29 protein-coding genes and 1 riboswitch are annotated in these 24,845 nt (G+C 73.2%); of the genes, 18 read left to right on the top strand and 11 right to left on the bottom strand.

Annotated features, from left to right (window positions below; all coding sequences use genetic code 11):
- Positions 1–54 precede the first annotated feature (54 nt).
- Positions 55–396: a helix-turn-helix transcriptional regulator gene (locus GCE86_RS28400; RefSeq protein ID WP_154229746.1), complete on the bottom strand. Its 342-nt coding sequence runs from the start codon at positions 394–396 to the stop codon at positions 55–57.
- Between the two features lie 207 nt (positions 397–603).
- Between GCE86_RS28400 and GCE86_RS28405 the strand changes: the two genes are divergently transcribed.
- A complete protein-coding gene (locus GCE86_RS28405; RefSeq protein ID WP_154229747.1) occupies positions 604–1,266 on the top strand; it encodes a carbonic anhydrase in 663 nt (220 codons plus the stop codon).
- A 64-nt stretch (positions 1,267–1,330) separates the two neighbouring features.
- Here GCE86_RS28405 and GCE86_RS28410 read toward each other — a convergent pair whose 3' ends face one another.
- Together GCE86_RS28410 and GCE86_RS28415 are read right to left on the bottom strand one after the other, a co-directional pair.
- Positions 1,331–2,350, bottom strand: coding sequence for a coiled-coil domain-containing protein (locus GCE86_RS28410; protein WP_154229748.1), 1,020 nt, complete (start codon positions 2,348–2,350; stop codon positions 1,331–1,333).
- A 4-nt stretch (positions 2,351–2,354) separates the two neighbouring features.
- Positions 2,355–2,485, bottom strand: a riboswitch (cyclic di-AMP (ydaO/yuaA leader).
- A gap of 153 nt (positions 2,486–2,638) precedes the next feature.
- Positions 2,639–3,919, bottom strand: coding sequence for a YibE/F family protein (locus tag GCE86_RS28415; RefSeq protein WP_154229749.1), 1,281 nt, complete (start codon positions 3,917–3,919; stop codon positions 2,639–2,641).
- A 195-nt stretch (positions 3,920–4,114) separates the two neighbouring features.
- On the opposite strand from GCE86_RS28415, the gene GCE86_RS28420 reads away from it, so the two are divergent.
- Complete coding sequence (locus GCE86_RS28420; RefSeq protein ID WP_154229750.1) at positions 4,115–4,537, top strand: DUF6153 family protein; 423 nt, start codon at positions 4,115–4,117, stop codon at positions 4,535–4,537.
- A gap of 81 nt (positions 4,538–4,618) precedes the next feature.
- A complete protein-coding gene (locus GCE86_RS28425) occupies positions 4,619–5,242 on the top strand; it encodes a DUF305 domain-containing protein (protein ID WP_154229751.1) in 624 nt (207 codons plus the stop codon).
- A 50-nt stretch (positions 5,243–5,292) separates the two neighbouring features.
- On the opposite strand, the gene GCE86_RS28430 is transcribed toward GCE86_RS28425, so the two are convergent.
- Entirely contained in the window at positions 5,293–5,475 is a 183-nt protein-coding gene (locus tag GCE86_RS28430; protein ID WP_239542183.1) for an SHOCT domain-containing protein, read from the bottom strand.
- 176 nt (positions 5,476–5,651) lie between these two features.
- Entirely contained in the window at positions 5,652–5,951 is a 300-nt protein-coding gene (locus tag GCE86_RS28435) for a metal-sensitive transcriptional regulator (RefSeq protein WP_046568942.1), read from the bottom strand.
- A gap of 153 nt (positions 5,952–6,104) precedes the next feature.
- Here GCE86_RS28435 and GCE86_RS28440 point away from each other — a divergent pair, with 153 nt between their 5' ends.
- The 6 genes from GCE86_RS28440 to GCE86_RS28465 all read left to right on the top strand — a co-directional run bounded on the left by GCE86_RS28440 (position 6,105) and on the right by GCE86_RS28465 (position 11,157).
- Complete coding sequence (locus GCE86_RS28440; protein ID WP_154229753.1) at positions 6,105–6,314, top strand: heavy-metal-associated domain-containing protein; 210 nt, start codon at positions 6,105–6,107, stop codon at positions 6,312–6,314.
- 35 nt (positions 6,315–6,349) lie between these two features.
- The gene (locus GCE86_RS28445; RefSeq protein WP_154229754.1) at positions 6,350–7,330 is read left to right on the top strand and encodes a hypothetical protein; all 981 of its coding nucleotides are present in this window, start codon (positions 6,350–6,352) and stop codon (positions 7,328–7,330) included.
- A 14-nt stretch (positions 7,331–7,344) separates the two neighbouring features.
- On the top strand, positions 7,345–9,597 hold the full coding sequence (locus GCE86_RS28450) for a heavy metal translocating P-type ATPase (RefSeq protein WP_154229755.1): 2,253 nt from the start codon (positions 7,345–7,347) through the stop codon (positions 9,595–9,597).
- Positions 9,598–9,729: 132 nt separating this feature from the next.
- A complete protein-coding gene (locus GCE86_RS28455) occupies positions 9,730–9,903 on the top strand; it encodes a CsbD family protein (protein WP_154229756.1) in 174 nt (57 codons plus the stop codon).
- A 136-nt stretch (positions 9,904–10,039) separates the two neighbouring features.
- Complete coding sequence (locus GCE86_RS28460; protein WP_154229757.1) at positions 10,040–10,543, top strand: hypothetical protein; 504 nt, start codon at positions 10,040–10,042, stop codon at positions 10,541–10,543.
- A gap of 308 nt (positions 10,544–10,851) precedes the next feature.
- Positions 10,852–11,157, top strand: a complete 306-nt coding sequence (locus GCE86_RS28465; RefSeq protein WP_239542185.1) for a hypothetical protein — start codon at positions 10,852–10,854, stop codon at positions 11,155–11,157.
- A 46-nt stretch (positions 11,158–11,203) separates the two neighbouring features.
- Here the strand turns inward: GCE86_RS28465 and GCE86_RS28470 are convergent, their stop codons facing one another.
- The 3 genes from GCE86_RS28470 to GCE86_RS28480 all read right to left on the bottom strand — a co-directional run bounded on the left by GCE86_RS28470 (position 11,204) and on the right by GCE86_RS28480 (position 14,105).
- Positions 11,204–12,448: an RNA polymerase sigma factor gene (locus GCE86_RS28470; RefSeq protein ID WP_154229759.1), complete on the bottom strand. Its 1,245-nt coding sequence runs from the start codon at positions 12,446–12,448 to the stop codon at positions 11,204–11,206.
- The gene (locus GCE86_RS28475) at positions 12,445–12,807 is read right to left on the bottom strand and encodes a YciI family protein (RefSeq protein WP_204341834.1); all 363 of its coding nucleotides are present in this window, start codon (positions 12,805–12,807) and stop codon (positions 12,445–12,447) included. Before GCE86_RS28475 ends, GCE86_RS28470 begins: the two co-directional genes overlap by 4 nt.
- Positions 12,808–12,911: 104 nt before the next feature.
- Positions 12,912–14,105 carry a DUF2786 domain-containing protein gene (locus GCE86_RS28480; RefSeq protein ID WP_154229761.1) on the bottom strand — a complete coding sequence of 398 codons (1,194 nt, stop codon included), beginning with the start codon at positions 14,103–14,105 and terminating at the stop codon, positions 12,912–12,914.
- Between the two features lie 164 nt (positions 14,106–14,269).
- On the opposite strand from GCE86_RS28480, the gene GCE86_RS28485 reads away from it, so the two are divergent.
- From GCE86_RS28485 to GCE86_RS28495, 3 genes are all read left to right on the top strand, one after another.
- Entirely contained in the window at positions 14,270–15,112 is an 843-nt protein-coding gene (locus GCE86_RS28485; protein ID WP_244317100.1) for a DUF3152 domain-containing protein, read from the top strand.
- A 190-nt stretch (positions 15,113–15,302) separates the two neighbouring features.
- Positions 15,303–15,566 carry a hypothetical protein gene (locus tag GCE86_RS28490; protein WP_154229762.1) on the top strand — a complete coding sequence of 88 codons (264 nt, stop codon included), beginning with the start codon at positions 15,303–15,305 and terminating at the stop codon, positions 15,564–15,566.
- A gap of 1 nt (position 15,567) precedes the next feature.
- Positions 15,568–15,828: a hypothetical protein gene (locus GCE86_RS28495; RefSeq protein ID WP_154229763.1), complete on the top strand. Its 261-nt coding sequence runs from the start codon at positions 15,568–15,570 to the stop codon at positions 15,826–15,828.
- 73 nt (positions 15,829–15,901) lie between these two features.
- Here GCE86_RS28495 and GCE86_RS28500 read toward each other — a convergent pair whose 3' ends face one another.
- From GCE86_RS28500 to GCE86_RS28510, 3 genes are all read right to left on the bottom strand, one after another.
- The gene (locus tag GCE86_RS28500; RefSeq protein ID WP_154229764.1) at positions 15,902–16,327 is read right to left on the bottom strand and encodes an ATP-binding protein; all 426 of its coding nucleotides are present in this window, start codon (positions 16,325–16,327) and stop codon (positions 15,902–15,904) included.
- Positions 16,328–16,409: 82 nt separating this feature from the next.
- Positions 16,410–17,165, bottom strand: a complete 756-nt coding sequence (locus tag GCE86_RS28505) for an SAM-dependent methyltransferase (protein WP_208818046.1) — start codon at positions 17,163–17,165, stop codon at positions 16,410–16,412.
- Positions 17,166–17,294: 129 nt separating this feature from the next.
- Positions 17,295–18,044, bottom strand: a complete 750-nt coding sequence (locus GCE86_RS28510) for an Fpg/Nei family DNA glycosylase (RefSeq protein WP_154229766.1) — start codon at positions 18,042–18,044, stop codon at positions 17,295–17,297.
- 523 nt (positions 18,045–18,567) lie between these two features.
- On the opposite strand from GCE86_RS28510, the gene GCE86_RS31900 reads away from it, so the two are divergent.
- The 6 genes from GCE86_RS31900 (at position 18,568) to GCE86_RS28540 (ending at position 24,830) form a co-directional block, all read left to right on the top strand.
- On the top strand, positions 18,568–19,239 hold the full coding sequence (locus GCE86_RS31900) for an alpha/beta hydrolase family protein (RefSeq protein ID WP_204341672.1): 672 nt from the start codon (positions 18,568–18,570) through the stop codon (positions 19,237–19,239).
- A gap of 65 nt (positions 19,240–19,304) precedes the next feature.
- Positions 19,305–19,520, top strand: coding sequence for a hypothetical protein (locus tag GCE86_RS28520; protein ID WP_204341673.1), 216 nt, complete (start codon positions 19,305–19,307; stop codon positions 19,518–19,520).
- Positions 19,521–19,991: 471 nt separating this feature from the next.
- Complete coding sequence (gene kdpF, locus GCE86_RS28525; RefSeq protein WP_154229768.1) at positions 19,992–20,081, top strand: K(+)-transporting ATPase subunit F; 90 nt, start codon at positions 19,992–19,994, stop codon at positions 20,079–20,081.
- Positions 20,081–21,736, top strand: coding sequence for a potassium-transporting ATPase subunit KdpA (gene kdpA, locus GCE86_RS28530; RefSeq protein ID WP_154229769.1), 1,656 nt, complete (start codon positions 20,081–20,083; stop codon positions 21,734–21,736). The genes kdpF and kdpA overlap by 1 nt, the downstream gene beginning before the upstream one ends.
- Before the next feature lie 20 nt (positions 21,737–21,756).
- Positions 21,757–23,949: a potassium-transporting ATPase subunit KdpB gene (gene kdpB, locus GCE86_RS28535; RefSeq protein ID WP_154229770.1), complete on the top strand. Its 2,193-nt coding sequence runs from the start codon at positions 21,757–21,759 to the stop codon at positions 23,947–23,949.
- Positions 23,949–24,830, top strand: coding sequence for a potassium-transporting ATPase subunit C (locus GCE86_RS28540; RefSeq protein ID WP_154229771.1), 882 nt, complete (start codon positions 23,949–23,951; stop codon positions 24,828–24,830). The genes kdpB and GCE86_RS28540 overlap by 1 nt, the downstream gene beginning before the upstream one ends.
- The last annotated feature ends 15 nt before the right edge of the window (positions 24,831–24,845 follow it).

Raw genomic sequence — 24,845 nt, forward strand, 5'->3', positions numbered from 1 at the left:
GGTGAGATTACCGTCGCCGCGCCGTGCGCGGTGACGGGCGTACGCGAGGAGCGGTCAGCTCTCGGCCGCCGGCTCCGCGAGCGGCTCGGCGGTGAAGAGGGCGAGCAGGGCGCCCACCTGCTGGTCGGCCTCGGCCGGGTGCCGGAAGTGGCCGCTCGGGTTGACCGTGTACTCGTTGCGCCGCCCGACCCGGGTACGCCGCAGGTAGCCGCCGGCCTCCAGGTCGGCGACGATCGCCTGGGCGGCCCGCTCGGTGACCCCCACCTCGTCGGCCACGTCCCGCAGCCGGGCGGTGGGGTTGCGGGCGATGGCCAGGAGCACGTGCCCGTGGTTGGTGAGGAACGTCCAGTTCCGGCCGCTGCCTCTCGCTCCCGGTGTCGTCGCCATGGTGGTCATCGTATGGCCCCCTCCCGCGTGTGCCGGTCCTGCCCTCGTGCGCCGGGTGCTGCCGGAGCCCCGGCGTCAAGGGTGATGCAACGCATGAAATGCGTATCACGTAAATCTTGACGTACCTTTGGCTGCGTGTGACCGTGGGTGCCGAGGCCGCCTCCGCTGCCGGCTGGCTGACCAGGGCTTTCATGCGCGAGGACGAGGTGAGGACCAGTGCCGCCGACCACTCCCGAGCAGGCGCTCGCCGAGCTCTACGCCGGTAACCGGCGGTTCGTCACCGGTGCCCCGCACCATCCGAATCAGGACGCCGGACACCGGGCGGCGGTCGCGGACGGTCAGCACCCGTTCGCGGTGCTCGTCGGCTGCTCCGACTCCCGGCTCGCCGCCGAGATCATCTTCGACCGGGGCCTCGGTGACCTCTTCGTCGTCCGCACCGCCGGCCACACCGCCGGCCCGGAGGTGCTCGGCAGCGTCGAATACGCCGTGACCGTGCTGGGCACCCCGCTCGTGGTGGTGCTCGGCCACGACTCGTGCGGCGCGGTCCAGGCCGCCCGCGAGGCGGTCCGCACCGGCACGTCGCCGTCCGGTCACCTCGGTGCGGTGGTGGACGCCGTCGCACCCAGCCTGCTCCGGGCCGCGAAGGACGGCGTCGAGGACCTCGACGGGATCGTCGACGTCCACATCGCGCAGACCGTCGAGGCGCTGCTGGCCCGGTCCGCCGTGCTCGCCGGCGAGGTGGCCGCCGGGCGCTGCGCCGTCGTCGGCCTGTCGTACCGGCTCAGCGCGGGCGAGGTGCGCACGGTGGCCCAGGCCGGCGCGCCGGCCACCCCGGTGCCGGCGCTGGCCGCGCCCGCGGATCCGGCGCTGGCCGGCTGACCGGCCCGAAAACGTCGAAGGGCCGGCCCGCACGTCGCGGGCCGGCCCTTCTCTGCACACATCGTCAGAGCAGCGACATGTGCACGTGGTCGGTGTGGTTGGAGGGTCCGCTGTAGGACTTCCAGCCGGTGGCCGGGAACCAGATCTGCCGGTTCCAGATCACGTAGTAGATGCCGAGCCGGTCGGCGTTGCGGATGAGGAAGGCGGCGACGTTGTTGCCGTACATCCGCTGGTCCTTCGTGCGCCATGGGGAGAAGCCGCTGTTCTGCAGCGACCAGTCGCAGGCCCGGCCCTTCGGGTGCTCGAACGGCCCGCCGTTCCGGTGGCAGCCCACGAAGCGGTTGAAGCCGGCCCGCTTGACCTCCTTGTACGCGTGCAGCGTGCGCGGGGTGACGCAGCCCGAGGTGGTCGGGTCGTTCTCGCTGCACGACTCCGGCTTCCAGTCGCCGTCGGCGGTCCGGCCCGGGCCCATGCGGGCGACCGGCGAGGTGGCCGAGACCAGGCCGCCGGTGAAGTCGATCCCGCCGACCAGCTTGAGGGCCTTCTCCGTCTCGGCCTTCTCGCGGGCCATCGCGTTCTTCTGCTTCTCCTGCTCGCGTACCTCGGCGTCGAGCGCGACCTTGGCCTGCTCGGCACGGGTCTTCGCGGCGTTGATGGCAGCGAGCTTCTGCGCGTTCAGCAGGTTCAGCTCGTCGAGGGCGGCGACCCGCCGGACGAACGAGTCGGGGCTGTTGCTCTCCAGGAGCACGGCCATGGCGCCCATCCGGCCGGTTCGGTAGGACTGGGCGGCCATCTCGCTCACCTGCGGGCTCAACGCGTCGAGTTGCCCCTGAGCCGCCTCCACTTCCAGGGCGAGCTGGAGCTGGCGCTTGCGGGACTTGTCGAGCTTCGACTTGGCCTGGAGGTAGGCCCGGTTGGCGCTGTCGATGGCCTCGGTGATGAGGGGGTCGTCGTCTTCCTCGGAGTGCCCCGAGGGTGTGGGGGTGCTCGGGGCCGCCGTCGCCGGGCCCGGCCCGGCCAGCACGGTCAGCGCGGCGAGCACGGCCACCACGGGGGTCAGCCAGCGGCGCAGGGGTGCCGTCACAGTGTTCCCTTCCGTCGGCCGCCGACCGGGTTAGCTGACGGGTTCGGGACGGAAGTGGCCCCTACCGCTCGCGCGGATTCACCCCATGTACCTGGTTCCCCGGCTCGCCCGCGGGCGATTGGGCGGCGGCACCGCTGGCGCGGGTGCGCGCCTTCGGCGGTGACCGGCAGCGAGGTTACCCGAGAGTCCACCCGTGTTCTACGTCCGGAAGCCGACCAATAGCGAGAATTCGTCCTCGCCGTGCGTGACCAGGATCGCGTTTGAAATCCGCCGTCACGCTGCGGAGTGTCACCATGCGGCTTCCGTGCTCCTGTCCCCGCCGCCGAGCGCCTCCAGCGCCTCGTCCCGTCGGGCCGGCGGTCGCGGGGCCGGAGGCTCCGCCGGAGCCGCGGTGGTGCGGCGTCGCCCGGCGGTGGTCACCACCGCGGCCAGTCCGGTGGTCAGCGGTACGGCGGCGATCAGGCCGAGAGTGGCCACCGCGCTGCGGACGATCTCCTGGGCCAGGAACTCGCTCGTCAGGATCTCGCTCACCGGCCGGGAGTCGGCGACGAGCAGGAGCAGCAGCGGCAGCGAGGCGCCCGCGTACGCCAGCACGATGGTGTTGACGGTCGACGCGATGTGCGCCCGGCCCACCCGGGTCGCCGCCCGGTAGAGGTGTCGACGGGAGAGCGCGGGGTTGGCGTGGGCCAGTTCGGTGACCGTGGCGGCCTGGGTGACCGTCACGTCGTCCAGCACGCCGAGCGAGCCGATGACGATGCCGGCCAGCAGCAGCCCGTGCAGGTCCACGTCGCGCTGGAACATCGACAGGGTGGTCGCGTCCTCGCTGCCGAAGCCGGTCAGGTGGGTGGCGGCGGTGGCCAGGGTGCCGAGCACGCCGGTCAGCACGAGGCTGCCGAGCGTGCCGAGCACGGCCACCGAGGTCTGCGCGGTGATCCCGTGGGTCAGGTAAAGAACCACGAACATGATCAGCGCGGCGCCGACGATCGCCATGAGCAGCGGCGGCTGGCCGGCTCCGATACCGGGCAGCACGAAACCGAGCAGGATGGCGAAGCTCGCCACCAGCCCGCCGAGCGCGGCCAGCCCGCGCCAGCGCCCGAAGGCCACGATCGCCACGGCGAACAGCACCGCCAGCCAGACCAGCGGCGTGCCGCGGCGGTGCTCGGCGATGTTGTAGGTCTTCGCGGCCGGGTCGGCCGGGTCGATCAGCTCGACCAGGACCACCTTGTCGCCGACCTCGACCCGGGGCGCGCCGGGCCCGGCGGGAACCGGCGTCTCGACCTGCCGGCCGGCGTCCGGGCCCTGCTCGGCGCTGACGGTCACCGTCCCGCACGGTCCGGCGGACCCGTCCGGCGCCTCCGGGGTCGGCGGGCACGGTTCGGTCACCACCCGGACCACGGTGCCGTGGTAGCGGGGCAGTGCCGGGGCGTCCGCCGGTTCCGGGCCCTGCCGGGGCCAGAGCGCCAGCGCGGCGACCACGGTGACCAGGAAGAGCGGCAGCACCGTCGCGACCAGGATCCGCCGTACGCCCGGCGGGGCGGACGGCGCGGGACGGGTGTGGTCGGCACCCATGCATCTCTCCCAACGATTCGCGACGGGACACGTGTCACCGGGCCGGCCGGTTCACCGGCGGCCCGGGTGCCGGCGGAACGGACGCAGGCCGGGTCGTCGCCCGGAATGGTAGCCAGGTGGGCTCGTTCGCACCGGGGACGAGACCGGCGGCGGGTTCCGGGCCGTGTCGCCCGGCCGGTTGGCTACCGTGAGGGCGTGGCGACGCGGACGGCGGTGAGCGGGCGGTGGGTCCGGCTCCTGCTGCTGCTCAGCACGCTGCTCGGGTTGACCGCGATGCACACCCTCGGCCACGGCGGGCACGCGTCGGCCGGCCCGCCGGCCGCCCACGCCGCCGGCCACGGCGCAGCCGCCGTCACCCCCACGGACTGCGGGGACGACGGCTGCCCGGTGCGCGCGCTGCCGCTGACCCACCCGGGCAACGACCCGTCCGGGTGGAGCGTCTGCCTGGCCGTGCTGGGCGCGTTCGCCGTCGGGCTGCTGCTCGCCGTGCTGCTGGGGGCCGGGTCGCGGAGCGCCGTTCCCACGGTCCGGGGCCGGCTCCGGCTCGCCACCGGCCCACGCGCCCCGCCGCGGTCCCACGGGTTACGCCTGGCGACGACGTCGGTGCTGCGCAGATAGGACGCCCGACGCGGGGACCGGACCACCGGTACCCGCGTCCGCCGACCGCTGCGTACGTTCCGACACCCGAAAGGCTCACTCGTGTTCACTCGTACCCTCGCCCGCCCGGCCGCCCTGGCCGCCGCGCTCACGGCCGCGTTGGTCGTGTCCGCCTGCGCCGGCGCCGACCACCCGACCGTCGCCCACGATCCGTCGGCGGCGACCGGCTCGCCCGGCGCCGCGGTCTCGGCCTCGTTCGGCGCCGCGGACGTGATGTTCGCCCAGATGATGATCCCGCACCACCAACAGGCCGTGGAGATGTCCGGGCTGGCGGAGACCCGGGCCGCCGATCCGGAGGTGAAGCGGCTGGCAGGGCAGGTCAAGGCGGCCCAGGCGCCGGAGATCGCCACCATGACCGGCTGGCTCGCCGCCTGGGGCCGGCCGGCGCCCTCGGCGAACGCCGGGCACGGCATGCCGGGAATGGACCACGGCATGTCCGGGATGATGTCCGAGGCGGAACTGGCGAAGCTGGCCGCGGCGTCCGGCACCGATTTCGACCGGCAGTTCCTGACCTTGATGATCGCCCATCACGAGGGCGCCATCACCATGGCCGAGGAGGAGATCGCCGACGGTGTCCACCCGGACGCCACGGCGCTCGCCCGGCAGATCGTCACCACCCAGCAGGGTGAGATCGACGCCATGCGGAAGCTGCTCGGCCGGCTCTGACCGGTGACGGTTCGGGTGCCCGGTCGCTCGCGGCGAGGCACCCGAACCGGTCAGGCCAGGCCGGCGCGGCGGCGGCGGTACTCCTCGTCGTCGATCTCGCCGTGGGCGTACCGCTCGTCGAGGATGCGACGGGCCGAGGACGGCCCGGTCCCCGCGGGCTGCCCGGTGAGCCGGAACACCAGCCAGACCAGTCCCACCAGCACCAGCAGCCCCAGCAGGGACCACGCCCACATCCAGCCCATCATCGGGCCGTTCCACATCATCTCGGCCGCCCTCCGATCCCCTGTTCCGAGGCCGGCCGGTCCGGTGCCGGCAACGGCGCCGGTCCCGGTCGCCACCTCGAACGTACGGCGGCGGCGGGTCCGCACGGTCGGGCCGATGGACCCGACCTGCGGGCCGAAGTCCCTGGTCAGCCGCGCTTCATGAGGCGGCCGACGGCGGCCATCATCTCGGTGGCCATCTCGTCGGCACGGCCCTCGGCGGCCCCCTCGTGCATGCAGTGCCGGGCGTGCCCGTCGAGCAGGCCGAGGCCGACCTTGTCCAGTGCCGCCTGGATGGCGGAGATCTGGGTCAGCACGTCGATGCAGTAGCGGTCGTCCTCGACCATCTTCTCGATGCCGCGGACCTGACCCTCGATGCGGCGGAGCCGCGCGAGCAGCTGGTCCTTGCTGGCGGTGTAGCCCCGGGTCGGGGTCGTCGGTGCGGTCATGACGTCAAGGATACCGTACCCCTCGGGGGTATGGTACGGTCCTCGCTGTAGCCGATACCCCCACCGGGTAACGGTACGTCCAAGTGGCAGCCGTCTCTCCTCTACTTACCCCCCAGGGGTATAAGGTGGAGGCGGCGGAAGGGGAGATGCGACATGGTCACCACCACGTACCAGGTGCAGGGCATGACCTGCGGGCACTGTGTCAACTCGGTCAGCACCGAGGTGAGCGCGCTGCCGGGCGTCACCGACGTCCAGGTCGACCTGGCCTCCGGCCGGGTCACCGTCACCAGTCAGAGCCCGCTGGACACGGACGCCGTCCGCGCCGCCGTGGACGAGGCCGGTTACGACCTCGTCGGGGCGTGACGGGTCCGCGGACCCGAAGGAACCGAGGTACCACGATGAACACGGCGACGAAGCTGAGCGGCTTCGCCCTGGGCCTCGCGGCGGTGTTCGGCACGGCGTACGGGGTCGGCCACCTGGCCGGCCCCGTCGCCCCGGCCGCCGAGACCCGCCACGACGCCACCGACGCCGGCCACGACGCCGGCGCGTCCGACCACGGCGACGGCGGCCACGCGGCCACCGCCACCGCCCACCTGCCCGGCGGGCTTCTCGTCTCCGACCGCGGCTACACCCTCCAGCCGGTGACCGCCCCCGCGGGCGAGTTCGCCTTCCGCATCACCGGCCCGGACGGCCGGCCCGTCACCCGCTACGACGTGGCGCACGACAAGCGGATGCACCTGATCGTCGCCCGCCGCGACCTGTCCGGCTTCCGGCACGTCCACCCGGAGCTGGCGACCGACGGCACCTGGCGGGTCGCCTCGCCGCTCGCCGGGCCGGGCGTCTGGCGGGCGTTCGCCGACTTCACCCCGACCGGCGGGGAGCCGCTGACCCTCGGGGTCGACGTCACCGTCCCCGGCGCGCTGGAGCACCGGCCACTGCCGGCGCCGGCCACCAGCACCACGGTCGATGGCTACACCGTCACCCTCACGGGTACCCCGCAGCCCGGCCGGACCAGCCGGCTCACCCTGACCGTCAGCCGGGACGGCCGGCCGGTCACCGACCTCCAGCCCTACCTCGGGGCGTACGGGCACCTGGTGGCGCTGCGCCAGGGCGACCTCGCGTACCTGCACGTGCACCCGGAGGGCGCGCCCGGCGACGGGCGGACCGCGGCCGGCCCGGCCGTCACCTTCGCCGCCGAGGTGCCCTCGGCCGGCGCGTACCGTCTCTACCTGGACTTCCGGCACGGCGACGCGGTGCACACCGCCGAGTTCACCGTCCTGGCCGGGGACCAGACCGCTCCGGCGCCCACCGCGCCGGCCCCCACGACCGCACCGACCCCGGACGCCGGCCACGGCACCCCGGGGCACGGGCACAACTGACCGGAGGTGCCGCGATGACATCCGCCAAGCCCCTGCCGGTCGCGCCGAACCTGATCGAACTCGCGATCGGCGGCATGACCTGCGCCTCCTGCGCCGCCCGGATCGAGAAGAAGCTCAACCGGATGGACGGCGTCGAGGCCACGGTCAACTACGCCACCGAGAAGGCCACCGTCCGGTACGCCGAGGAGATCAGCCCGGCCGACCTGATCGCGACGGTGGAGAAGACCGGCTACACGGCCGTCGTGCCGCCGCCGCCCACACAGGCCGCCGCCGGGGCGGCCGCCGAGCCGGTGGACGAGCTGCGCGGGCTGCGTACCCGGTTGTGGGTGTCGGTCGTGCTGACCGTGCCGGTGATCGTGCTGGCCATGGTGCCGGCCTGGCAGTTCGACTACTGGCAGTGGCTGTCGCTGACGCTGGCCGCCCCGGTGGTCGTCTACGGCGGGCTGCCGTTCCACCGCGCCGCCTGGATCAACCTGCGGCACGGCGCGGCGACCATGGACACGCTGGTCTCGCTCGGCACCCTAGCCGCGTTCGGCTGGTCACTCTGGGCCCTCTTCCTCGGCGACGCCGGGATGCCCGGGATGACCCATCCGTTCCGCTTCGACATCACCCGCACCGACGGGGCCGGCAACATCTACCTGGAGGCCGCGGCCGGGGTGACGGTGTTCATCCTCGCCGGGCGCTTCTTCGAGGCCCGGTCCAAGCGGACCGCCGGCGCCGCCCTGCGCGCCCTGCTGGAACTGGGCGCCAAGGACGTCGGGGTGCTGCGCGGCGGGCGGGAGACCCGGATCCCGGTGGACCAGCTCGCGGTCGGGGACCGGTTCGTGGTCCGGCCGGGCGAGAAGGTCGCCACCGACGGCGTGGTGGAGGAGGGCACCTCGGCGGTCGACGCCAGCATGCTCACCGGCGAGTCCGTGCCGGTCGAGGTGGGGCCGGGCGACAGTGTGGTCGGCGCCACCGTGAACGCCGGGGGCCGGCTGGTCGTCCGGGCCACCCGGGTCGGCGGGGACACCCAGCTGGCCCAGATGGCGAAGCTGGTGGAGCAGGCGCAGACCGGGAAGGCGGCCGTGCAGCGGCTCGCCGACCGGATCTCCGGGGTCTTCGTGCCGATCGTGATCGCCCTGGCGGCCGGCACGCTGGGCTGGTGGCTCGGCACCGGGGCCGGCACGACCGCCGCGTTCACCGCCGCCGTGGCGGTGCTGATCATCGCCTGCCCCTGCGCGCTGGGGCTCGCCACCCCGACCGCGCTGCTGGTCGGCACCGGGCGGGGCGCCCAGCTCGGCATCCTGATCAAGGGGCCGGAGGTGCTGGAGTCCACCCGCCAGGTCGACACCGTCGTGCTGGACAAGACCGGCACCGTCACCACCGGGAAGATGACGCTGGTCGACGTGCTGCCCGCCGAGGGCGAGGACGCCGCCGAACTGCTCCGGGTCGCCGGCGCGCTGGAGGGGGCGTCCGAGCACCCGATCGCCCGCGCCGTCGCCGACGGCGCCGCCGAGGCGGGACCGCTGCCCGCCGTCACGGGCTTCGCCAACGCCGAGGGCCTCGGCGTGACCGGCACGGTCGACGGCCGGGAGGTCGTGGTCGGGCGGCTCCGGCTGCTGCGCGAGCGCGGTCTCGACGTACCCGAGGAGGTCGTGCGGGCGGCGACCGGCGCGGAGGCCGCCGGCCGGACGGCGGTCCTGGCCGGCTGGGACGGCCGGGCCCGCGGCGTCCTCGCGGTGGCCGACGCCGTGAAGCCCACCAGCCGGGCGGCGGTGGCCCGGTTGCGCGACCTGGGGCTCACGCCGGTGCTGCTGACCGGCGACAACGCGACCGTGGCGAAGGCCGTGGCCGCCGAGGTCGGCATCGACGAGGTGATCGCCGAGGTGCTGCCGGCCGACAAGGTCGACGTGGTCGAGCGGCTCCAGGGCGAGGGGCGGACCGTGGCCATGGTGGGCGACGGGATCAACGACGCCGCCGCGCTGGCCCGGGCCGACCTGGGGCTGGCCATGGGCACCGGCACCGACGTGGCCATCGAGGCGTCCGACCTGACCCTGGTGCGGGGCGACCTCACGGCCGCCGTCGACGCCATCCGGCTCTCCCGGCGGACCCTCGCGATCATCAAGGGCAACCTGTTCTGGGCCTTCGCCTACAACGTGGCCGCCCTGCCGCTGGCGGCCGCCGGTCTGCTCAACCCGATGCTCGCCGGCGCCGCGATGGCCTTCTCGTCGGTCTTCGTGGTGGCGAACAGCCTCCGGCTGCGGCGCTTCCACCCGGTCGGCTGACCATCGCCGCCGCCGGCCCGAATGCAGCGCGGGCCGGCGGCGGTCCGTCCAGGATCGGACGAAACGGGGATTCAGCCGGGGGACGCGGGGGTACTTGCCTGACGTAACGGAACTGCTGAGTGGAGGTTCCCCATGGGTATCGACGACAAGATCGACAACGCGACCGAGAACACCGCCGGCAAGGTCAAGGAGGGCGTCGGCCGGGCCACGGACGACGAGCGCCTCGAGGCCGAGGGCCGCAACGACCAGGCCGCCGCCAACCTCAAGCAGGCGGGCGAAAAGGTCAAGGACGCCTTCAAGAGCTGACCACCGTCGTACGCGGCGGGCCGGGCCGGCAGTCCCTGCCGGCCCGGCCCGCCGCGCGGGCGGTGGTCCGGCCGCCGCCTCGCGTCGTACCGCCACGATCCGGCCGGTGCCCGGCCGCCGACCGTACGGGAGAACGATGTCCGGTACCACCGCGATCCGCGCCGCCGCGCTGGTGGCGATGACCGCCCTCGCCGCGGCGTGCCAGCCCACCGTCGAGGACCGCGCCGCGCCGGCCGGCGAGCCGACGGCGGCGACCACGCCGTCCGTCACCGCCGCGGCCACGCCGTCCGCCACCGCTTCGCCGTCGCGGGTCACCGCCGCGAACACGGCCGCCGTCTGCGCCGAGGTCGACAAGCTCATCATCGCCAAGAGCCAGGAGATCGCCGCGGACTCCGCCGCGGCCACCCGCCGGCAGCTCACCCCCGAGCAGATCAACGAGCAGGTCAAGACCGACCTCGCCGACCTCGCCGACGGGGTACGTGGGCAGGCCGCCAGAGCCGAGGACCCGGAGATCAAAGCGCTGGTCGCCGACGCGGCTCAGCGGATCGACGCCGGGGCGAGGTCGTCGACGCCGGTGAAGTGGCTGGGCTCGACGTTCGTCGAGATTCCGCAGCGGCTCACCCGGGAGTGCCACGCCTGACGGCCGACGGTGTCCACATCGGTCCGTCCATTGTCACTCACGCCGGGTCACCGGAGTCGGCGCGGACTGCGTAGCATGCGGGAGGACCTCGACCCCGGAGGAGCTACGCCCATGGCCCAGCCCGTCGACCCGTCCGGCCTCGGCCACCCCTACCGGGGGCGGCTGTTCTGACCGTCGACATCTCCTTCTCGCTCGACGGGTTCCGGCTCCCGCTGTACGAGCTCGCCGACCAGCGTTACGAGGCGCTCGGCGTCTGGCTGATCAGCGACATCTCCATCTACTTCCGGGCCTGCCTGGACGCACTGGAGATGATCGACGATGTCTCGAACGGTCGGCGGCCGGCCGAGGAGTGGAGCAGCGACAAATTCGAGGTCCGTTTCACCCCTGAACTCGTGTCCCTTGAGAACCTGTGGCTGGAGGGACAGCACGGCGAGTACCCGGTCGCAGAGGTCCGCGAGGTGCTGGAGCGGTACTGGCGCTTTCTGGTGAGCACGCCGGAGCGGACGCACCTGATCCGCGAGTACCACCCGGATCTACCCCAGTGGCAGGCCGATCTGCTGCTCTGGGAGGAGACGTGGCAGCGACCGCACCCCTACCGGGGACGGCTGTTCTGATCAGCAAGAGGTCAGCTGCGAAGCTGGGCCTTCCCGTCGGCGTTCCTCATCGGTCGGTCGCGAGTCGCGCGGCGCGTACCTCAAGGTAGTGCCGCTCGGGCAGGCTGGTGGTCGCGCGGGCGGCGGCCAGGTAGGCGGCCCGGGCCTCGTCCCGGTCGCCCGCCAGTTCGAGCAGGTGGGCCCGGACGGCGGCGAGCCGGTGGTGGTTCGCGGTCCGCTCGTCGGCGTCCAGCGGCGCCAGCAGGGCGAGCCCGGCCCGGGGGCCGTCCACCATGGCCACCGCCGCGGCCTGGTTGAGGGTGACCATCGGGTTGGGCGCGAGCCGGGCCAGCACCCGGTAGAGCGCCACGATCTGCCGCCAGTCGGTGTCGGCCGCCGTGGCCGCCTCGGCGTGCACCGCCGCGATGGCGGCCTGCACCTGGTAGGGGCCGGGAGCCGACCAGGTCAGCGCCTCGGTCACCAGGGCGACGCCCTCGGCGATCTCGGCGCGGTCCCAGCGGGTGCGGTCCTGCTCGGCCAGCGGCACCAGCTCGCCGCCCGGGCCGGTACGCGCCGCCCGGTGCGCGTCGGTGAGCAGCATGAGGGCCAGCAGCCCGGCCACTTCGCCGTCGTCGGGGAGCAGCCGGCGCAGCTCCCGCGCCAGCCGGATGGCCTCGCCGGTCAGCTCGGCCCGGTGCAGCTCGGCCCCGCTGGACGCCGTGTAGCCCTCGTTGAAGACCAGGTACAGGACGTGGAGCACGGCACGCAGCCGCGTGTCCCGGTCGGCCGCCGAGGGCATGGCGAACCGGGCGCCGGCCGCCTCGATCCGCTGTTTAGCCCGGCGGATCCGCTGGCTCATCGTGGCCTCCGGAACCAGGTACGCCCGGGCGATCTCGGCGGTGCTCAGGCCACCGACCGCCCGCAGGGTGAGCGCCACCTGGGCGCTGGCGGTGAGCGCCGGATGGCAGCAGAGGAAGAGCAGCTTCAGGGTGTCGTCCCCGCTCGGCGTTTCCTCGTCGGCGGGCGGGGCCACCGCCGCGTACGCCGGTTCCCGGACCGCCACCGCGACCTCGCGGTCCCGGCGGGCCCGCTCGCTGCGCCACTCGTCGGTGAGCCGGCGGGTCGCCACGGTGACCAGCCACGAGCGGGGATGGTCCGGCACGCCCTGCCCCGGCCACTGGGTGGCGGCGGCGAGCAGCGCCTCCTGGACGGCGTCCTCGCACGCGTAGAACTGGCCGTGCCGGCGGACGAGCACGCCGAGGACCTGCGGCGCGAGGGCGCGCAGCAGGTCCTCGACCGCCCGGTCGGTCACATCTCCGTCCCGGCCTGCTCCATCACCGGCCGCACCTCCAGCACGCCCATGCCGTGCGCGACGTCCGGCCAGCGCGCGGCGATCTCGGCGGCCCGCTCCGGGGTCTCGCAGTCGACCGTCAGGTAGCCGGCGAACTGCTCCTTGCTCTCCAGGAACGGCCCGTCGGTGATCTCGGTGCCACCGCCCGCGGCGGGCCGGACGGTACGGGTCTGCGCCGGGTGGGCCAGCGCCTCCCCGCCCACCAGCTCGCCGGACTCGGTCAGCTCCTTCATGATCACGTCGACCTCACCGAAGATCGCGTTCCGCTCGTCCTCGGACAGCTCCTCGACGAAGCCCGGCCGGTTCCAGATCAGCAGCATGTACTTCACGGTCACTCCTCGGGTCGGGGCCACCGGCGGTGGCGCCTCTCGCAGACGGGTCGGAGCCGGCTCGTCTGATCCGACATCTTCCCCCGAGGAAAAAGTCAGCGGGCTCCGCGCAGCGGGCGGCGCGCCGGTGCGCCGGGGTCGAGGGAGGCGCGGTCCGCGGCCGTGGTGCCCGACGTCCAGCCCTCCGCGTCGCGGACCTGGAGCCGGTGCCGCGTGACGCCGGGGAAGAGCTGGTCGACCCGCTCCTTGACGGCGTCCGAGCGGGCGGCGAGCACCGGGAGCAGGCGGTCGTCGGCCCGTTCCTCGGCCGCCGCCGCGGTGGCCGCACGCAGGCGCTCCCCGATCCGCAGCGCGAACGCGTTGAGGAACGACTCGTCGTAGCCCTTGGTGCGCCGGCCGCTGCCCTTGCGGCGCTCGCCCCGGCCGCGCAGCATCGCGGCGGTGGCCTGCACCAGCAGCGAGGTGTACAGCAGCTCGACGGCGGCCAGGTCGGCCGGGAAGCCCAGCACGGTGGCGAAGCCCAGGTCGTCGGACCAGATCGACTCGCAGCGGTTCGCCGCGGCCACCTCCTGGATGAGCAGCGCCTTCGCCGCCGCGTACGGGGCGTCGGTGCCGAGCCGCACCCCGCCCGGCCGGTCGGGTCGTTCGGCGGCGGCGTCGAGCAGGGCCGCGTCGATGCTGTGCCGGGCCATCAGCTCCTGCGCCTTGCCGGTGAGCGCCTCCGCCTCGGCGGGGAACGTGGTCGACTCGGCCTTGGCCAGCAGTGCGCGTACCCGGTCGAGCATGCGTGAGCCGGTGGCCGGGGTGGTGGCGCGCGGGGCGGCGGCCGGTCCGCCCGGCGGCGGGCGGAGCACCGCGATCGGCGGCAGCCCGGCCACCAGGGCGAGCGCGTCGACGGCGTCCCGCAGCGCGCTGATCCGGTCGCCCTCGGCGCGCCGGTCCAGCCAGCCCGCGTCGCCGTCCCACCGCGCGCCCAGCTCGGCGAGCTGGTCGTCGAACCAGGACGGGACCGGTTCGCCCAGCGCACGGCGCTGGGCGGCGAGCACGTCCCGGAGCAGCCGGGCGCCCCGCGGGGTCAGCCGGCGGGTGGCGATCCGCTCCAGGTCCACGGGCTGCCAGCCGCGCGGCCAGAGCCGTGCCACGGCCCGGGTCAGCCGGGTCAGGAGCGCCGCGTCGACGGCCGGGGGGTCGCCCACCACCAGCCGGTCCAGGGCCCGCTCGGCCGCGCGTACGTCGGTGCCGCGCGCCGCCGCGAGGGCGTCGGCGAGCACCTGCTCGGCATCCGGCACGGGTGGCTCCCTCTCTGGCGGCAGGTGGCGGGTCGCGCACCCGGCAACGAACGGTACCGGCGCGGGAGTGGCCCCGGCCCGTGAGCGCGCTCACCGTTCATCCGTCCGGGCCCGGTGTCCGTACTCCTGACCGGATCGGGGCGGCGCGACGGACGGAGACCGACGTGGGCGGGCGGGGCAGGCGGGACCGGGGTCTGCACCGTCGGCGGCGGGCGTCCCGCGCCGGCGTCCTGACGCTGGTGCTGCTGCTGGTCGCGGCCGGCCTCGCGGGGTACGCGGCCCGGCGCCACCCGGACCTCCTGGTCGCGGCCGGCGTGCGACCGGGCGCCCCGGCCCCCAGGCCGGCCCGCCCTGCGGTGACCAGGGCCGCCGCACCGCCGGTCCCGGCCGCCGGCCGGGTGCCGCCCCCCGGCATCAGCTACCCGGACCGGGGTACGGGCAGGTTCCGCACCGCCACCGGCGTCGGCGCGGTGGCCGGCCGCGGTGGCGAGCTGCTCCGCTACCGGGTCGCCGTGGAGGCCGGGATCGGCAACGTCGACGTGGAGCGCTTCGCCCGGGAGGTGGCCGCGACGCTGGCCGATCCGCGCGGCTGGACCGGCGACGGCCGCTGGCGGCTGCAACGGGTGGGGCGCGACGACCCGGCCGACTTCACGGTGCTCCTGACCACGCCGGTGACCCGGGGCCGGCTGTGCGCCGACACCACCGACCACTACACCTCCTGCCGTAACGGCGACCAGGTGGTGATCAACGTGGCGCGCTGGGTGCACGGCGTGCCGCAGTTTCCCGACCTCGGCCTCTACCGGCAGTACCTCCTCAACCACGAGGTGGGGCACCGGCTCGGCCGCGGCCACGAGCTCTGTCCGCGGGCCGGCGGGCCGGCGCCGGTGATGGAACAGCAGACCCTCGGCCTGCACCGGTGCCTCCCCAACGCCTGGCCCCGGGTCGGCGGTGCGCTGCACAGCGGCCCCTCCGGGCAGTACGACGACCCGGTCCCGGCCGAGGACTGAGCGGCCCGCCCCGGCGCGTGTCAGATGGTGCTGAACGCCGGGCCGCAACTTGCAAATAGTGCCTCTGACCTGGGGTTTTACCGGTTTCCGTGGCTACCGTGGAGGGGCGCCCAACGCAGTGCGTCGCCGGGGAGCGACAGCGGTGGCGGCGGAAGGCTAAGGGCTGTGGACGATGAAAACAGAGCGAGCCATGAGGATCTTCCTCGATGGCGGCTGCATCCTCGTGGGACTCGGCGGGATTGTCCACCAGACGACGATCGTGCCGCCCGGTCAGGCCAACGCCATTCTCCTGGGGACGTACGTGACCATCCTGGGGATTCCGGCGGGGGTGGGGCTCCTGTCGCTGCGGCGCAATGGCGTCAGCGATACGACCAGTTCGCCATCGGCATCTCCGTTGCCGGACTCGCGGCCGCCGCCGTCGCCATCGCCGCCGCCGTGTGGAAGGGGTGAGTGAGATGACCGCCGCGCAGTGGCACGTGGGCTCCCGCACCACCCGCCTGATGATCGCGTCCTTCCTGTTCGCGCTGGTCGCGGCCATCTCGTCCATGGTGTACGCCAACGCCGTGGCCCGGAACTCCGTGCAGAACCTGTGCGCTCTCGTGGTGACGCTCGACGACACCTACCGGGCAACGCCCCCGCAGACCCCCACGGGCCGCGAGATCGCCGACCAGATCGGCGAACTGCGTACCCAGCTCGACTGTCCGGCGCCCGCCTGACCTCGGGGCCGTTCCGGTGTAAAGCAGCTCACATCGAGCGGAAAACCATTTATTAACGCAATTTTCGGCCACGTCACCGCGGGAACGAGGCCCAGATGTTCTTGGTCTCGTCGGTGGCGTACCACCCGACGGCGAGGGACACCGACTCGGCCAGCATCAGCCCGCGCCCGCCCGAGTCGAGCGGGTGGATGTCGCCCTGGCCCGGGACGCTGCCGAGGTCGTGGTCCGCCACGTCGAGCACGAAGCACTCGTCGGCCGTGAGCAGGGTGACGATCGTGGGCGGCCGGCCGTGCCGCAGGGCGTTGGTCGCCAGCTCGGTGGCGACGAGCACCACGAGGTGGGGCACCTCGTCGAGGTCCTCGCCCTGGATCAGGCCGTGCCGGGTCAGCGCGTCGCGAAGCGAGGCCCGCAGCTCACGTAGTTCCTCGGCTGTGCTGAGCACCCACTGCTCCAACTCGGTGGCCTGCGGCGGTGGCGGCGAGGTGCGCAGCTGTCCCATGAACGGGTCTTACCCTGCGTAGCCGTCCGCTAAGCGGGTCCGGACCGGCTCCCGGCGTGGCACCGGGAGCCGGTCCGACCGCTCAGCGGCGGAGCAGGGCGAAGACGCCCCAGCCCAGGTAGTCCCGCCGGTAGCGGACGTGCCGCGGCGGGTCCTCGGTCAGTTCCTGGCGCAGCTCCCCGGCCAGCTCGTCGCCGGGGTTCGCGTCCAGCCAGCGGCGCAGGTTGAGCCAGTGCGCGGCGGCGTACCGGTCCCAGCTGTCCTGGTCGGCGAGGACCATCTCGACCAGGTCCCAGCCGCACTCGCCGAAGAGCTCGACCAGCCCGGGCAGGTCCCGGAACTCGTCCCGGGAGCGGGCGTGGCAGCCGGCCACGGTCTCCTCGTCGGGCGGGTCGAGCCGCCAGTACGGTTCGCCCACCAGGACCATCCCGCCGGGGCGCAGGGCGCGCTCCAGGATGTCCAGGGTGCCGGGCACACCCCCGCCGATCCAGGTCGCCCCGACGCAGGCGGCCAGGTCGACGCGCTGCTCGGGTACGTGGGTGGCGGCATCGCCGTGCACGAACCGGACCCGGTCGGCGACGCCCAGTTCGGCAGCGCGCGCCCGGGCGGCGGCGGTGAAGGCGGTGCTGATGTCCACCCCGGTGCCGGTGACGCCGTGGTCCCGGGCCCAGGTGCAGAGCAGCTCGCCCTTGCCGCTGCACAGGTCGAGGATCGACGTGCCGGGCCGGAGCTTGATCGCCCGGCCCAGGGTGGCGAGCTTGGCGGCGTCGAACGGGTTGAGGATCCGGAGGTCGCCCTCGCGGATGGTGAAGCTACGTGGCAGATCCAAAGCGGTCACTCCAGGGGAAGGGTGCGAAGGTCGGAACGAGACGGGAAGCGCTCGGCACGGGCACCAGAACACCCTCTTCAGGCAGTCGGAGTGACGTTGCCCGGAGGCTAGCCACCGGCCCGGCGGCCGCCAACCGAATTACCCGGCCGGCTGGTCCACCGGGCAGGCGTACGCGGTCCGGCCGCCCAGCTGCCAGGTGCGCACCGGGCTGCCGCAGCGCCGGCAGTGCTCCCGCTTGTACACCCACCGCTCGTCCGGCGCGGCCGGGTCGCTGACCACCTGGCCCAGGTCCCGGCCGAGCGCGAGGTGGTCCACGGCGAGCCGCCACAGCCGCTCCGCCGCGGGGGCGCCGACCGACCGGGCGTCCGGGTCCAGCCCGGCCAGGAAGAGCAGTTCGGCCCGCCAGGCGTTGCCGATGCCGGCCCAGACGGCCTGGTCGAGCAGCGCGGCGCCCACGGGCGCGCCGGTCGCGGTGAGCCGGCGGACCGCCTCGACCGGGTCGGCGTCGGCGCGCAGCGGGTCCGGCCCGAGCGAGGCCCGCAGGGCGCGCTCCGCGTCCGCGGTCAGTGGCTCGCAGCGGATCGGCGCGATGAGGTCGTACGCCACCGACGGGCCGGCCAGCCGCAGCCGGGTGCCGGGGCGGGGCGGCACGGCCGGGTCGTCGTAGCGCAGGAACAGCCCGCGCATGCCGAGGTGGACGTGCAGGACGGGCGCGTCGGCGAAGTGGTAGAGCAGGTGCTTGCCGTCGGCCTCGACGGCCCGCAGCGGCCGGCCCGCGTACGGGGCGGGGTCGAAGCGGCCCTGCGGGCTGGAGAGCGCGACGGCGGGCCCGGCGAGCGCCTCGTGCTGCTCGCGCGCGTACCGGTGGATGAGATGGCCCTCGGGCATGCCCGACGCGTACCCTGCCCGCCGGTGCGGAAACGACGGGTGGGCCGGCCACACCACCACGCCTTCCGAGGTGTCGGCCGCGGGGATATCCACTGTGTTCTATGTCACGTTAGCGTGCCGGCACGTCGGCCGTCCCGCCGGCGCTCGGACGGGAGCACGCCATGAAGACACCGTGGAAAGCCCTCACCACCCTCGCCGCAGCCCTCCTCCTGGTCCTGCCCGGCGGCGTCGCCGCCCGGGCCGCGAGCACGCCCTACACCAAGACCCCGGTCGCGGGCTCGCTGCGCACCTACCCGATCTCCGCCGTGTACGTCGCCGGGGTCTCCTCCGGGGGCTATCTGGCCACCCAGCTCCAGGTCGCCTACTCGGCGCGGATCCGGGGCGCCGCGATATTCGCGGCCGGCCCTACTACTGCGCCCAGAACAACGTCTCCCAGGCCCTCTACGGCTGTGGCGACAACCTCTACCCGACCCACGTCGCCACCCTGGAGACCTACACCCGGACCTGGGCGTCCTACGGCTGGGTGGACGGCACCGGCAACCTCGCGGGCCAGCCGGTGTACGTCTACCACGGCAACAACGACGGCACCGTGAAGAAGTCGGTCACCGACGACCTGGTCCGTTACTACCAGGACTTCGGGGCGAGCGTCCGCTACGACTCCGGCGGCGCGGCCGGCCACTCCTGGGTCACCCCCTACGGCACGGTCGGCTGCACGGCCACCGCCTCGCCGTTCCTCGCCGACTGCGGCACCGACCCGCAGGGCGCCTTCCTCGGCAAGCTGCTCGGCTCGGTGTCCGCCCCGAACACCGGACCGCTGGGTGGCACCCTGATCCGCTTCGGTCAGGACACCTACGCCACCAACGGCTGGGCCAACGGGCTGAGCATGGACGCCAACGGCTTCGCGTACGTGCCGAGCGCCTGCGCCGCGGGCACCACCTGCCGGTTGCTGGTCGCCCTGCACGGCTGCGCCCAGGGGTACGCCAAGGTCGGCACCGCCTTCGTCGACCGGGCCAACCTCAACCAGTACGCCGACACCAACCGGCTGATCGTGCTCTATCCCCAGGCGGTCGCCAGCGCGGTGAACCCGAACGGCTGCTGGGACTGGTGGGGGTACCTCGGCGCCACGAACTATCCCATCAAGGGCGGCGCCCAGGTCGAGACGATCATGAACATGATCCGCCGCCTCGACGGCTGAGCCGGGAGTCCGGCCCGTACCGGCAGGTGCGGGCCGGTCGGCTGCTGCGCTACCGTCACCATGTGATGGTGGAGCAGCACTGGTGGAACGGGGTCACCGCCCCGCGTGGGCGGCGCGACGTCTACATCCGCACCGACGGCCAGCGCTGGGAGGTGCAGGCCCAGATCGGCGGTGCCAGCGGCCGGTCGAAGATCCAGGAGTGCCCGAGCCGGGGCTCGGCGAGCATCCTGGCGGGCGCGTGGCGCGGCAGCGGCGCCGGCTGGCGCGAGGTGCGGCGCTGACGCCGGTGTCCCGGTCAGTCCCGCGGCCCCTTCACGGCGCGGTCGACCTGCTCTAGTTTCCGGCCGGATCCCCTGTCGATCGGACTGCCGATCCAGGGGACCGTCGCCGTACCTGCCATTCCGCCCGCTGGCGGCGATCTCCCCGGGCGCCCACCGCACGGTGCGCGACGTGGTCGAGGCTCTCGTCGGCACCGGCGCCGACACGAACCGCTGAGTTCCGGGTGACCCGGCTCACCGTGTGGTCCGGTCCGCGTGAAAGGCGCGTCAAGAAACCGGCCGTGGCCGTCACGGTGGCGTTATAGCCCCTGTCCGCGTGCCCGATCCGGCGTTGTGATGGCTCGGCGCGACCGGAAGGCGGTCGCCCGACAACGTCCGGTAAGAGGGGTCAGCCGTGTCTGACGTGCTGTTCGTGTTGCTGACGGTGGGGCTGTTCGCGGCTCTCGCCCTCGTGGTGAGGGGTGTGGAGAAGCTGTGAGCGTCGTCAACGCCGTCGGCCTGGTGCTGGCGATCGGCCTGGGCTTGTTCCTGGTCGTCGCCCTGCTGTTCCCGGAGCGCTTCTGATGAGCATGACAACGGCCGGGGTGCTCTTCGTCCTGTCGCTGGTGGTGGCGCTGGTCGCCGTCTACCGGCCGTTCGGCGACTACATGTACCGGGTGGTCTCCGGCACCCGGCAGTCCCGCGTCGAGCGGGGCATCTACCGCGCGGTCGGGGTGAACCCGGCCGCCGAGCAGTCCTGGGGCGTCTACGCCCGCAGCGTGCTGGCCTTCTCGGCCGTCTCCATCCTGTTCCTGTACGCGTTCCAGCGCCTGCAGAACCACCTCTGGCTCTCGCTGGGTTTCGATCCGGTGGTCCCGCACGGCGGGTGGAACACGGCGGTCTCGTTCGTGACCAACACGAACTGGCAGTCGTACTCGGGTGAGTCGACCATGGGGCATCTCGTGCAGATGGCCGGCCTGGCGGTGCAGAACTTCGTCTCCGCCGCGGTCGGCATCGCCGTGGCGGTGGCCCTGATCCGTGGGTTCGCCCGCAGCCGCACCGGGGAGCTGGGCAACTTCTGGGTCGACCTGACCCGGATCACGCTGCGGATCCTGCTGCCCATCGCGGTGCTCGGCGCGCTCGCCCTCATGATCGGCGGCGCGGTGCAGAACCTGTCGGGCGGCACGGACGTGACCACGCTGACCGGCGGCACGCAGCACATCACCGGGGGTCCGGTGGCCGGCCAGGAGGTCATCAAGGAGCTGGGCACCAACGGCGGCGGGTTCTACAACACCAACAGCGCCCACCCGTTCGAGAACCCGACCACCTGGACGAACTGGCTGGAGATCTTCCTGATCCTGGTGATCCCGTTCAGCCTGCCCCGGGTGTTCGGCCGGATGGTCGGGCAGAACCGGCAGGGCTACGCGATCGCCGCGGTCATGGCGATCCTCGCTCTGGCCAGCATCACGCTGACCAACGTCTTCGAGCTGACCGGCAACGGGACCGTGCCGCAGGCGGTCGGCGCGGCGCTGGAGGGCAAGGACGTCCGGTTCGACGTGTCGAACTCGGCCACCTTCGCCGCGGCCACCACGCTCACCTCGACGGGCGCGGTGAACTCCTTCCACGACTCGTACACGGCGCTGGGCGGGATGATGACGCTCGGCAACATGATGCTCGGCGAGGTCGCGCCCGGCGGTGTCGGCTCCGGCCTCTACGGCCTGCTGATCCTGGCCGTGATCACGGTGTTCGTCGCCGGCCTGATGGTCGGCCGGACGCCGGAGTACGTCGGGAAGAAGATCGGTTCGCGCGAGATCAAGCTGGCCTCGCTGTACTTCCTGATCACTCCGGCGCTGGTGCTGGCCGGCACGGCAGCGGCCTTCGCCACCGGCAACAACGCCACAGCGCTCAACGTGGGCCCGCACGGCCTGTCGGAGGTGCTGTACGCGTTCACCTCGGCGAGCAACAACAACGGCTCCGCGTTCGGCGGCATCACGGTGAACACGACCTGGTGGGACACGGCTCTCGGACTCTGCATGCTGCTCGGCCGGTTCCTGCCCCTCATCTTCGTGCTCGCCCTGGCCGGTTCGCTGGCCCGACAGCAGCCCACTCCCGCGTCCGAGGGCACCCTGCCGACCCACCGACCGCTCTTCGTCGGGATGGTCGTCGGCGTCACGGTGGTCCTCGTGGCGCTGACCTTCCTTCCCGCACTCGCGCTCGGCCCCCTCGCTGAGGGGCTGTGACCACCATGAGGAACGAGAAGATGTCCGTCACGCCCGTGACCTCCGGCACCGACGAGGAGCCGGTGGCCGGTACGCCTGCCATCCACGGCAACCGGGTCGGTGGGGGTCTGCTGGACCCGAAGCAGCTGATCCGGTCGCTGCCGGACGCGTTGCGCAAGCTCGACGCCCGCACGCTCTGGCGCAACCCGGTGATGCTCATCGTCGAGATCGGCGCCGTCTTCACCACCGTCCTGGCGGTGGCCGACCCGTCGGTCTTCGCGTGGGCGATCACCGTCTGGCTGTGGCTCACCGTGGTCTTCGCGAACCTGGCCGAGGCGGTCGCCGAGGGCCGGGGCAAGGCCCAGGCCGCCGCCCTGCGGCAGGCGAAGCAGGACACCATCGCCACCCGCCTGGTCGACTGGAAGCCCGGTGCGGCGGCGAACGCCTACCGCGACGAGGCCGTCCCCGCGCCGCAGCTCCGGCAGGGCGACATCGTCCTGGTCGAGGCCGGCGACATCATCCCCGGCGACGGTGACGTGGTCGAGGGCATCGCGAGCGTGGACGAGTCGGCGATCACCGGCGAGTCTGCTCCCGTCATCCGGGAGTCCGGCGGCGACCGCAGCGCGGTCACCGGTGGCACGCGGGTGCTCTCCGACCGGATCATCGTGAAGATCACCCAGAAGCCGGGCGAGAGCTTCATCGACCGGATGATCGCGCTGGTCGAGGGCGCCAACCGGCAGAAGACCCCGAACGAGATCGCGCTGAACATCCTGCTCGCCGCGCTCACGATCATCTTCCTGCTGGCCGTGGTGACCCTCCAACCGCTGGCGATCTTCTCCAAGGGCTACCAGGCGGCCGCGTCCAACACCGGTGCGATCACCGATGCCGGCGTCAGCGGCGTGGTGCTCGTGTCGCTGCTGGTCTGCCTGATCCCCACCACCATCGGGGCGTTGCTGTCGGCCATCGGCATCGCCGGCATGGACCGCCTGGTGCAGCGCAACGTCCTGGCCATGAGCGGCCGGGCGGTCGAGGCGGCCGGCGACGTGAACACGCTGCTGCTGGACAAGACGGGCACGATCACCCTGGGCAACCGGCAGGCCGCCGAGTTCCTGCCGGTCCAGGGGGTGACCGCCGCCGAGGTAGCCGACGCCGCGCAACTGTCCAGCCTCGCCGACGAGACACCGGAGGGCCGTTCCGTCGTGGTGCTCGCCAAGAACGAGTTCGGGCTGCGTGAGCGCGAGCCGGGACTCATCCCGCACGCCACCTTCGTACCGTTCACCGCGCAGACCCGGATGAGCGGCGTCGACCTCGGCGCGGAGAGCGTCGACGGCGGTGTCCGCCGGATCCGCAAGGGCGCCGCGACCGCGGTGATGAAGTGGGTACGCGAGAACGGCGGCCACCCGACCGAGCAGGTGGGCGAACTGGTCGACGAGATCAGCGGCACCGGGGGCACCCCGCTGGTGGTCGCCGAGCACGTCGACGGCGAGCCGGCCCGCGCGCTCGGTGTCATCCACCTGAAGGACGTGGTCAAGGCCGGCATGCGAGCCCGTTTCGACGAGATGCGCCGCATGGGCATCCGGACCGTGATGATCACGGGCGACAACCCGCGTACCGCGAAGGCGATCGCCGACGAGGCCGGTGTGGACGACTTCCTCGCCGAGGCCACGCCGGAGGACAAGCTCGCGCTGATCCGGAAGGAACAGGAGGGCGGCCGGCTGGTCGCGATGACCGGCGACGGCACCAACGACGCGCCCGCCCTCGCCCAAGCCGACGTCGGGGTCGCCATGAACACCGGCACGTCGGCCGCGAAGGAGGCCGGCAACATGGTCGACCTCGACTCCGACCCGACGAAGCTCATCGAGATCGTGGAGATCGGCAAGCAGTTGCTGATCACCCGCGGCGCGTTGACGACGTTCAGCATCTCCAACGACATCGCGAAGTACTTCGCGATCATCCCGGCCATGTTCGCCGGCATCTACCCGAGCCTGGACACGCTCAACGTGATGCGACTGGCCAGCCCGGAGTCGGCGATCCTCGCCGCGGTCATCTTCAACGCGATCGTCATCGTCGCGCTCATCCCGCTGGCCCTGCGCGGCGTGCGCTACCGGCCGGCGAGCGCGTCGAAGCTGCTCAGCCGCAACCTGTGGCTCTACGGCCTCGGCGGCATCATCGTGCCGTTCATCGGCATCAAACTCATCGACCTGCTCATCCAGTTCATTCCGGGGATCTCGTGATGCGCCTCCCTACCTGGCTCGCCCAACATCTGGCCGCGCTGCGCGCGCTGCTCGTGTTCACCGTCCTGCTCGGCCTCGCCTACCCGCTGGCCCTGGTGGCCGTCGGCCGGATCCCCGGTCTCGACGGCAGGGCCGACGGCTCGCTGGTCAGCGTGAGCGGCACTACCGTGGGCAGCTCGCTCATCGGCCAGTCCTTCACCGATGCGGACGGCAACCCCGTCCCGCGCTACTTCCAGTCCCGGCCGTCGGCGGCCGGCGACGGCTACGACCCGACCGCCACCTCGGCCAGCAACCTGGGCCCGGAGAGCGTGGTCGACACCATCGCCGCCAACCCCGACGACTCCACCCAGAGCCTGCTCACCCAGGTCTGCTCGCGGAGCAGGGCGGTCGGTGAGCTGGACGGGGTCGACGGCCGGCGCCCGTACTGCACGCCCGACGGGGTGGGCGCGGTGCTTGCCGTGTTCCGCGCCGACGGGCTCACCGGCCGGATCACCCGGGTGGTCAGCGTCAACCAGGTCGCGCCGGCGACGCCCTTCGTGGCCAGCTGGCAGGGTGTCCCGGTCGAGCTGGCCCAGCCGGACCACGACTACGTGGCCGAGGGCGGCATCGTCACGCCGGTCCGCGGCGACGCGCCGGAGAAGCCGGCCGTGCCGGCCGACGCGGTCACCGCCAGCGGCAGCGGTCTCGACCCGCACATCTCCCCGGCGTACGCGGAGATCCAGGTGGCCCGGGTGGCGCGTGAGCGCGGCGCGGACCCGGCGGCCGTCCGCCGCCTGGTCGCCGAGCACACCACCGGCCGGTCGCTCGGCTTCATGGGCGAGCCCGGCGTGAACGTCCTGGAACTCAACCTCGCGCTCGACGAGAAGTTCCCGGCGCGCTGATCGTTCGCGGAGGAA

Origin of the sequence: Micromonospora terminaliae (assembly GCF_009671205.1) — a bacterium.
In the GTDB taxonomy this organism is placed as follows: Bacteria; Actinomycetota; Actinomycetes; order Mycobacteriales; family Micromonosporaceae; genus Micromonospora; species Micromonospora terminaliae.

Excerpts from the sequence above, each read along its gene's own strand:
- GCE86_RS28510 (WP_154229766.1), bottom strand. The coding sequence starts at position 18,044 with ATGCCCGAGGGCCATCTCATCCACCGGTACGCGCGCGAGCAGCACGAG.
- GCE86_RS28500 (WP_154229764.1), bottom strand. The coding sequence starts at position 16,327 with ATGGGACAGCTGCGCACCTCGCCGCCACCGCCGCAGGCCACCGAGTTG.
- GCE86_RS28455 (WP_154229756.1), top strand. The coding sequence starts at position 9,730 with ATGGGTATCGACGACAAGATCGACAACGCGACCGAGAACACCGCCGGC.
- GCE86_RS28495 (WP_154229763.1), top strand. The coding sequence starts at position 15,568 with ATGACCGCCGCGCAGTGGCACGTGGGCTCCCGCACCACCCGCCTGATG.
- GCE86_RS28460 (WP_154229757.1), top strand. The coding sequence starts at position 10,040 with ATGTCCGGTACCACCGCGATCCGCGCCGCCGCGCTGGTGGCGATGACC.
- GCE86_RS28430 (WP_239542183.1), bottom strand. The coding sequence starts at position 5,475 with ATGTGGGCGTGGTCCCTGCTGGGGCTGCTGGTGCTGGTGGGACTGGTC.
- GCE86_RS28450 (WP_154229755.1), top strand. The coding sequence starts at position 7,345 with ATGACATCCGCCAAGCCCCTGCCGGTCGCGCCGAACCTGATCGAACTC.
- GCE86_RS28445 (WP_154229754.1), top strand. The coding sequence starts at position 6,350 with ATGAACACGGCGACGAAGCTGAGCGGCTTCGCCCTGGGCCTCGCGGCG.
- GCE86_RS28490 (WP_154229762.1), top strand. The coding sequence starts at position 15,303 with ATGAGGATCTTCCTCGATGGCGGCTGCATCCTCGTGGGACTCGGCGGG.
- GCE86_RS28520 (WP_204341673.1), top strand. The coding sequence starts at position 19,305 with ATGGTGGAGCAGCACTGGTGGAACGGGGTCACCGCCCCGCGTGGGCGG.
- GCE86_RS28415 (WP_154229749.1), bottom strand. The coding sequence starts at position 3,919 with ATGGGTGCCGACCACACCCGTCCCGCGCCGTCCGCCCCGCCGGGCGTA.
- GCE86_RS28540 (WP_154229771.1), top strand. The coding sequence starts at position 23,949 with ATGCGCCTCCCTACCTGGCTCGCCCAACATCTGGCCGCGCTGCGCGCG.
- GCE86_RS28435 (WP_046568942.1), bottom strand. The coding sequence starts at position 5,951 with ATGACCGCACCGACGACCCCGACCCGGGGCTACACCGCCAGCAAGGAC.
- kdpA (WP_154229769.1), top strand. The coding sequence starts at position 20,081 with ATGAGCATGACAACGGCCGGGGTGCTCTTCGTCCTGTCGCTGGTGGTG.
- GCE86_RS28465 (WP_239542185.1), top strand. The coding sequence starts at position 10,852 with ATGATCGACGATGTCTCGAACGGTCGGCGGCCGGCCGAGGAGTGGAGC.
- kdpB (WP_154229770.1), top strand. The coding sequence starts at position 21,757 with ATGTCCGTCACGCCCGTGACCTCCGGCACCGACGAGGAGCCGGTGGCC.
- GCE86_RS28440 (WP_154229753.1), top strand. The coding sequence starts at position 6,105 with ATGGTCACCACCACGTACCAGGTGCAGGGCATGACCTGCGGGCACTGT.
- GCE86_RS28400 (WP_154229746.1), bottom strand. The coding sequence starts at position 396 with ATGACCACCATGGCGACGACACCGGGAGCGAGAGGCAGCGGCCGGAAC.
- GCE86_RS28475 (WP_204341834.1), bottom strand. The coding sequence starts at position 12,807 with ATGCTGCTGATCTGGAACCGGCCGGGCTTCGTCGAGGAGCTGTCCGAG.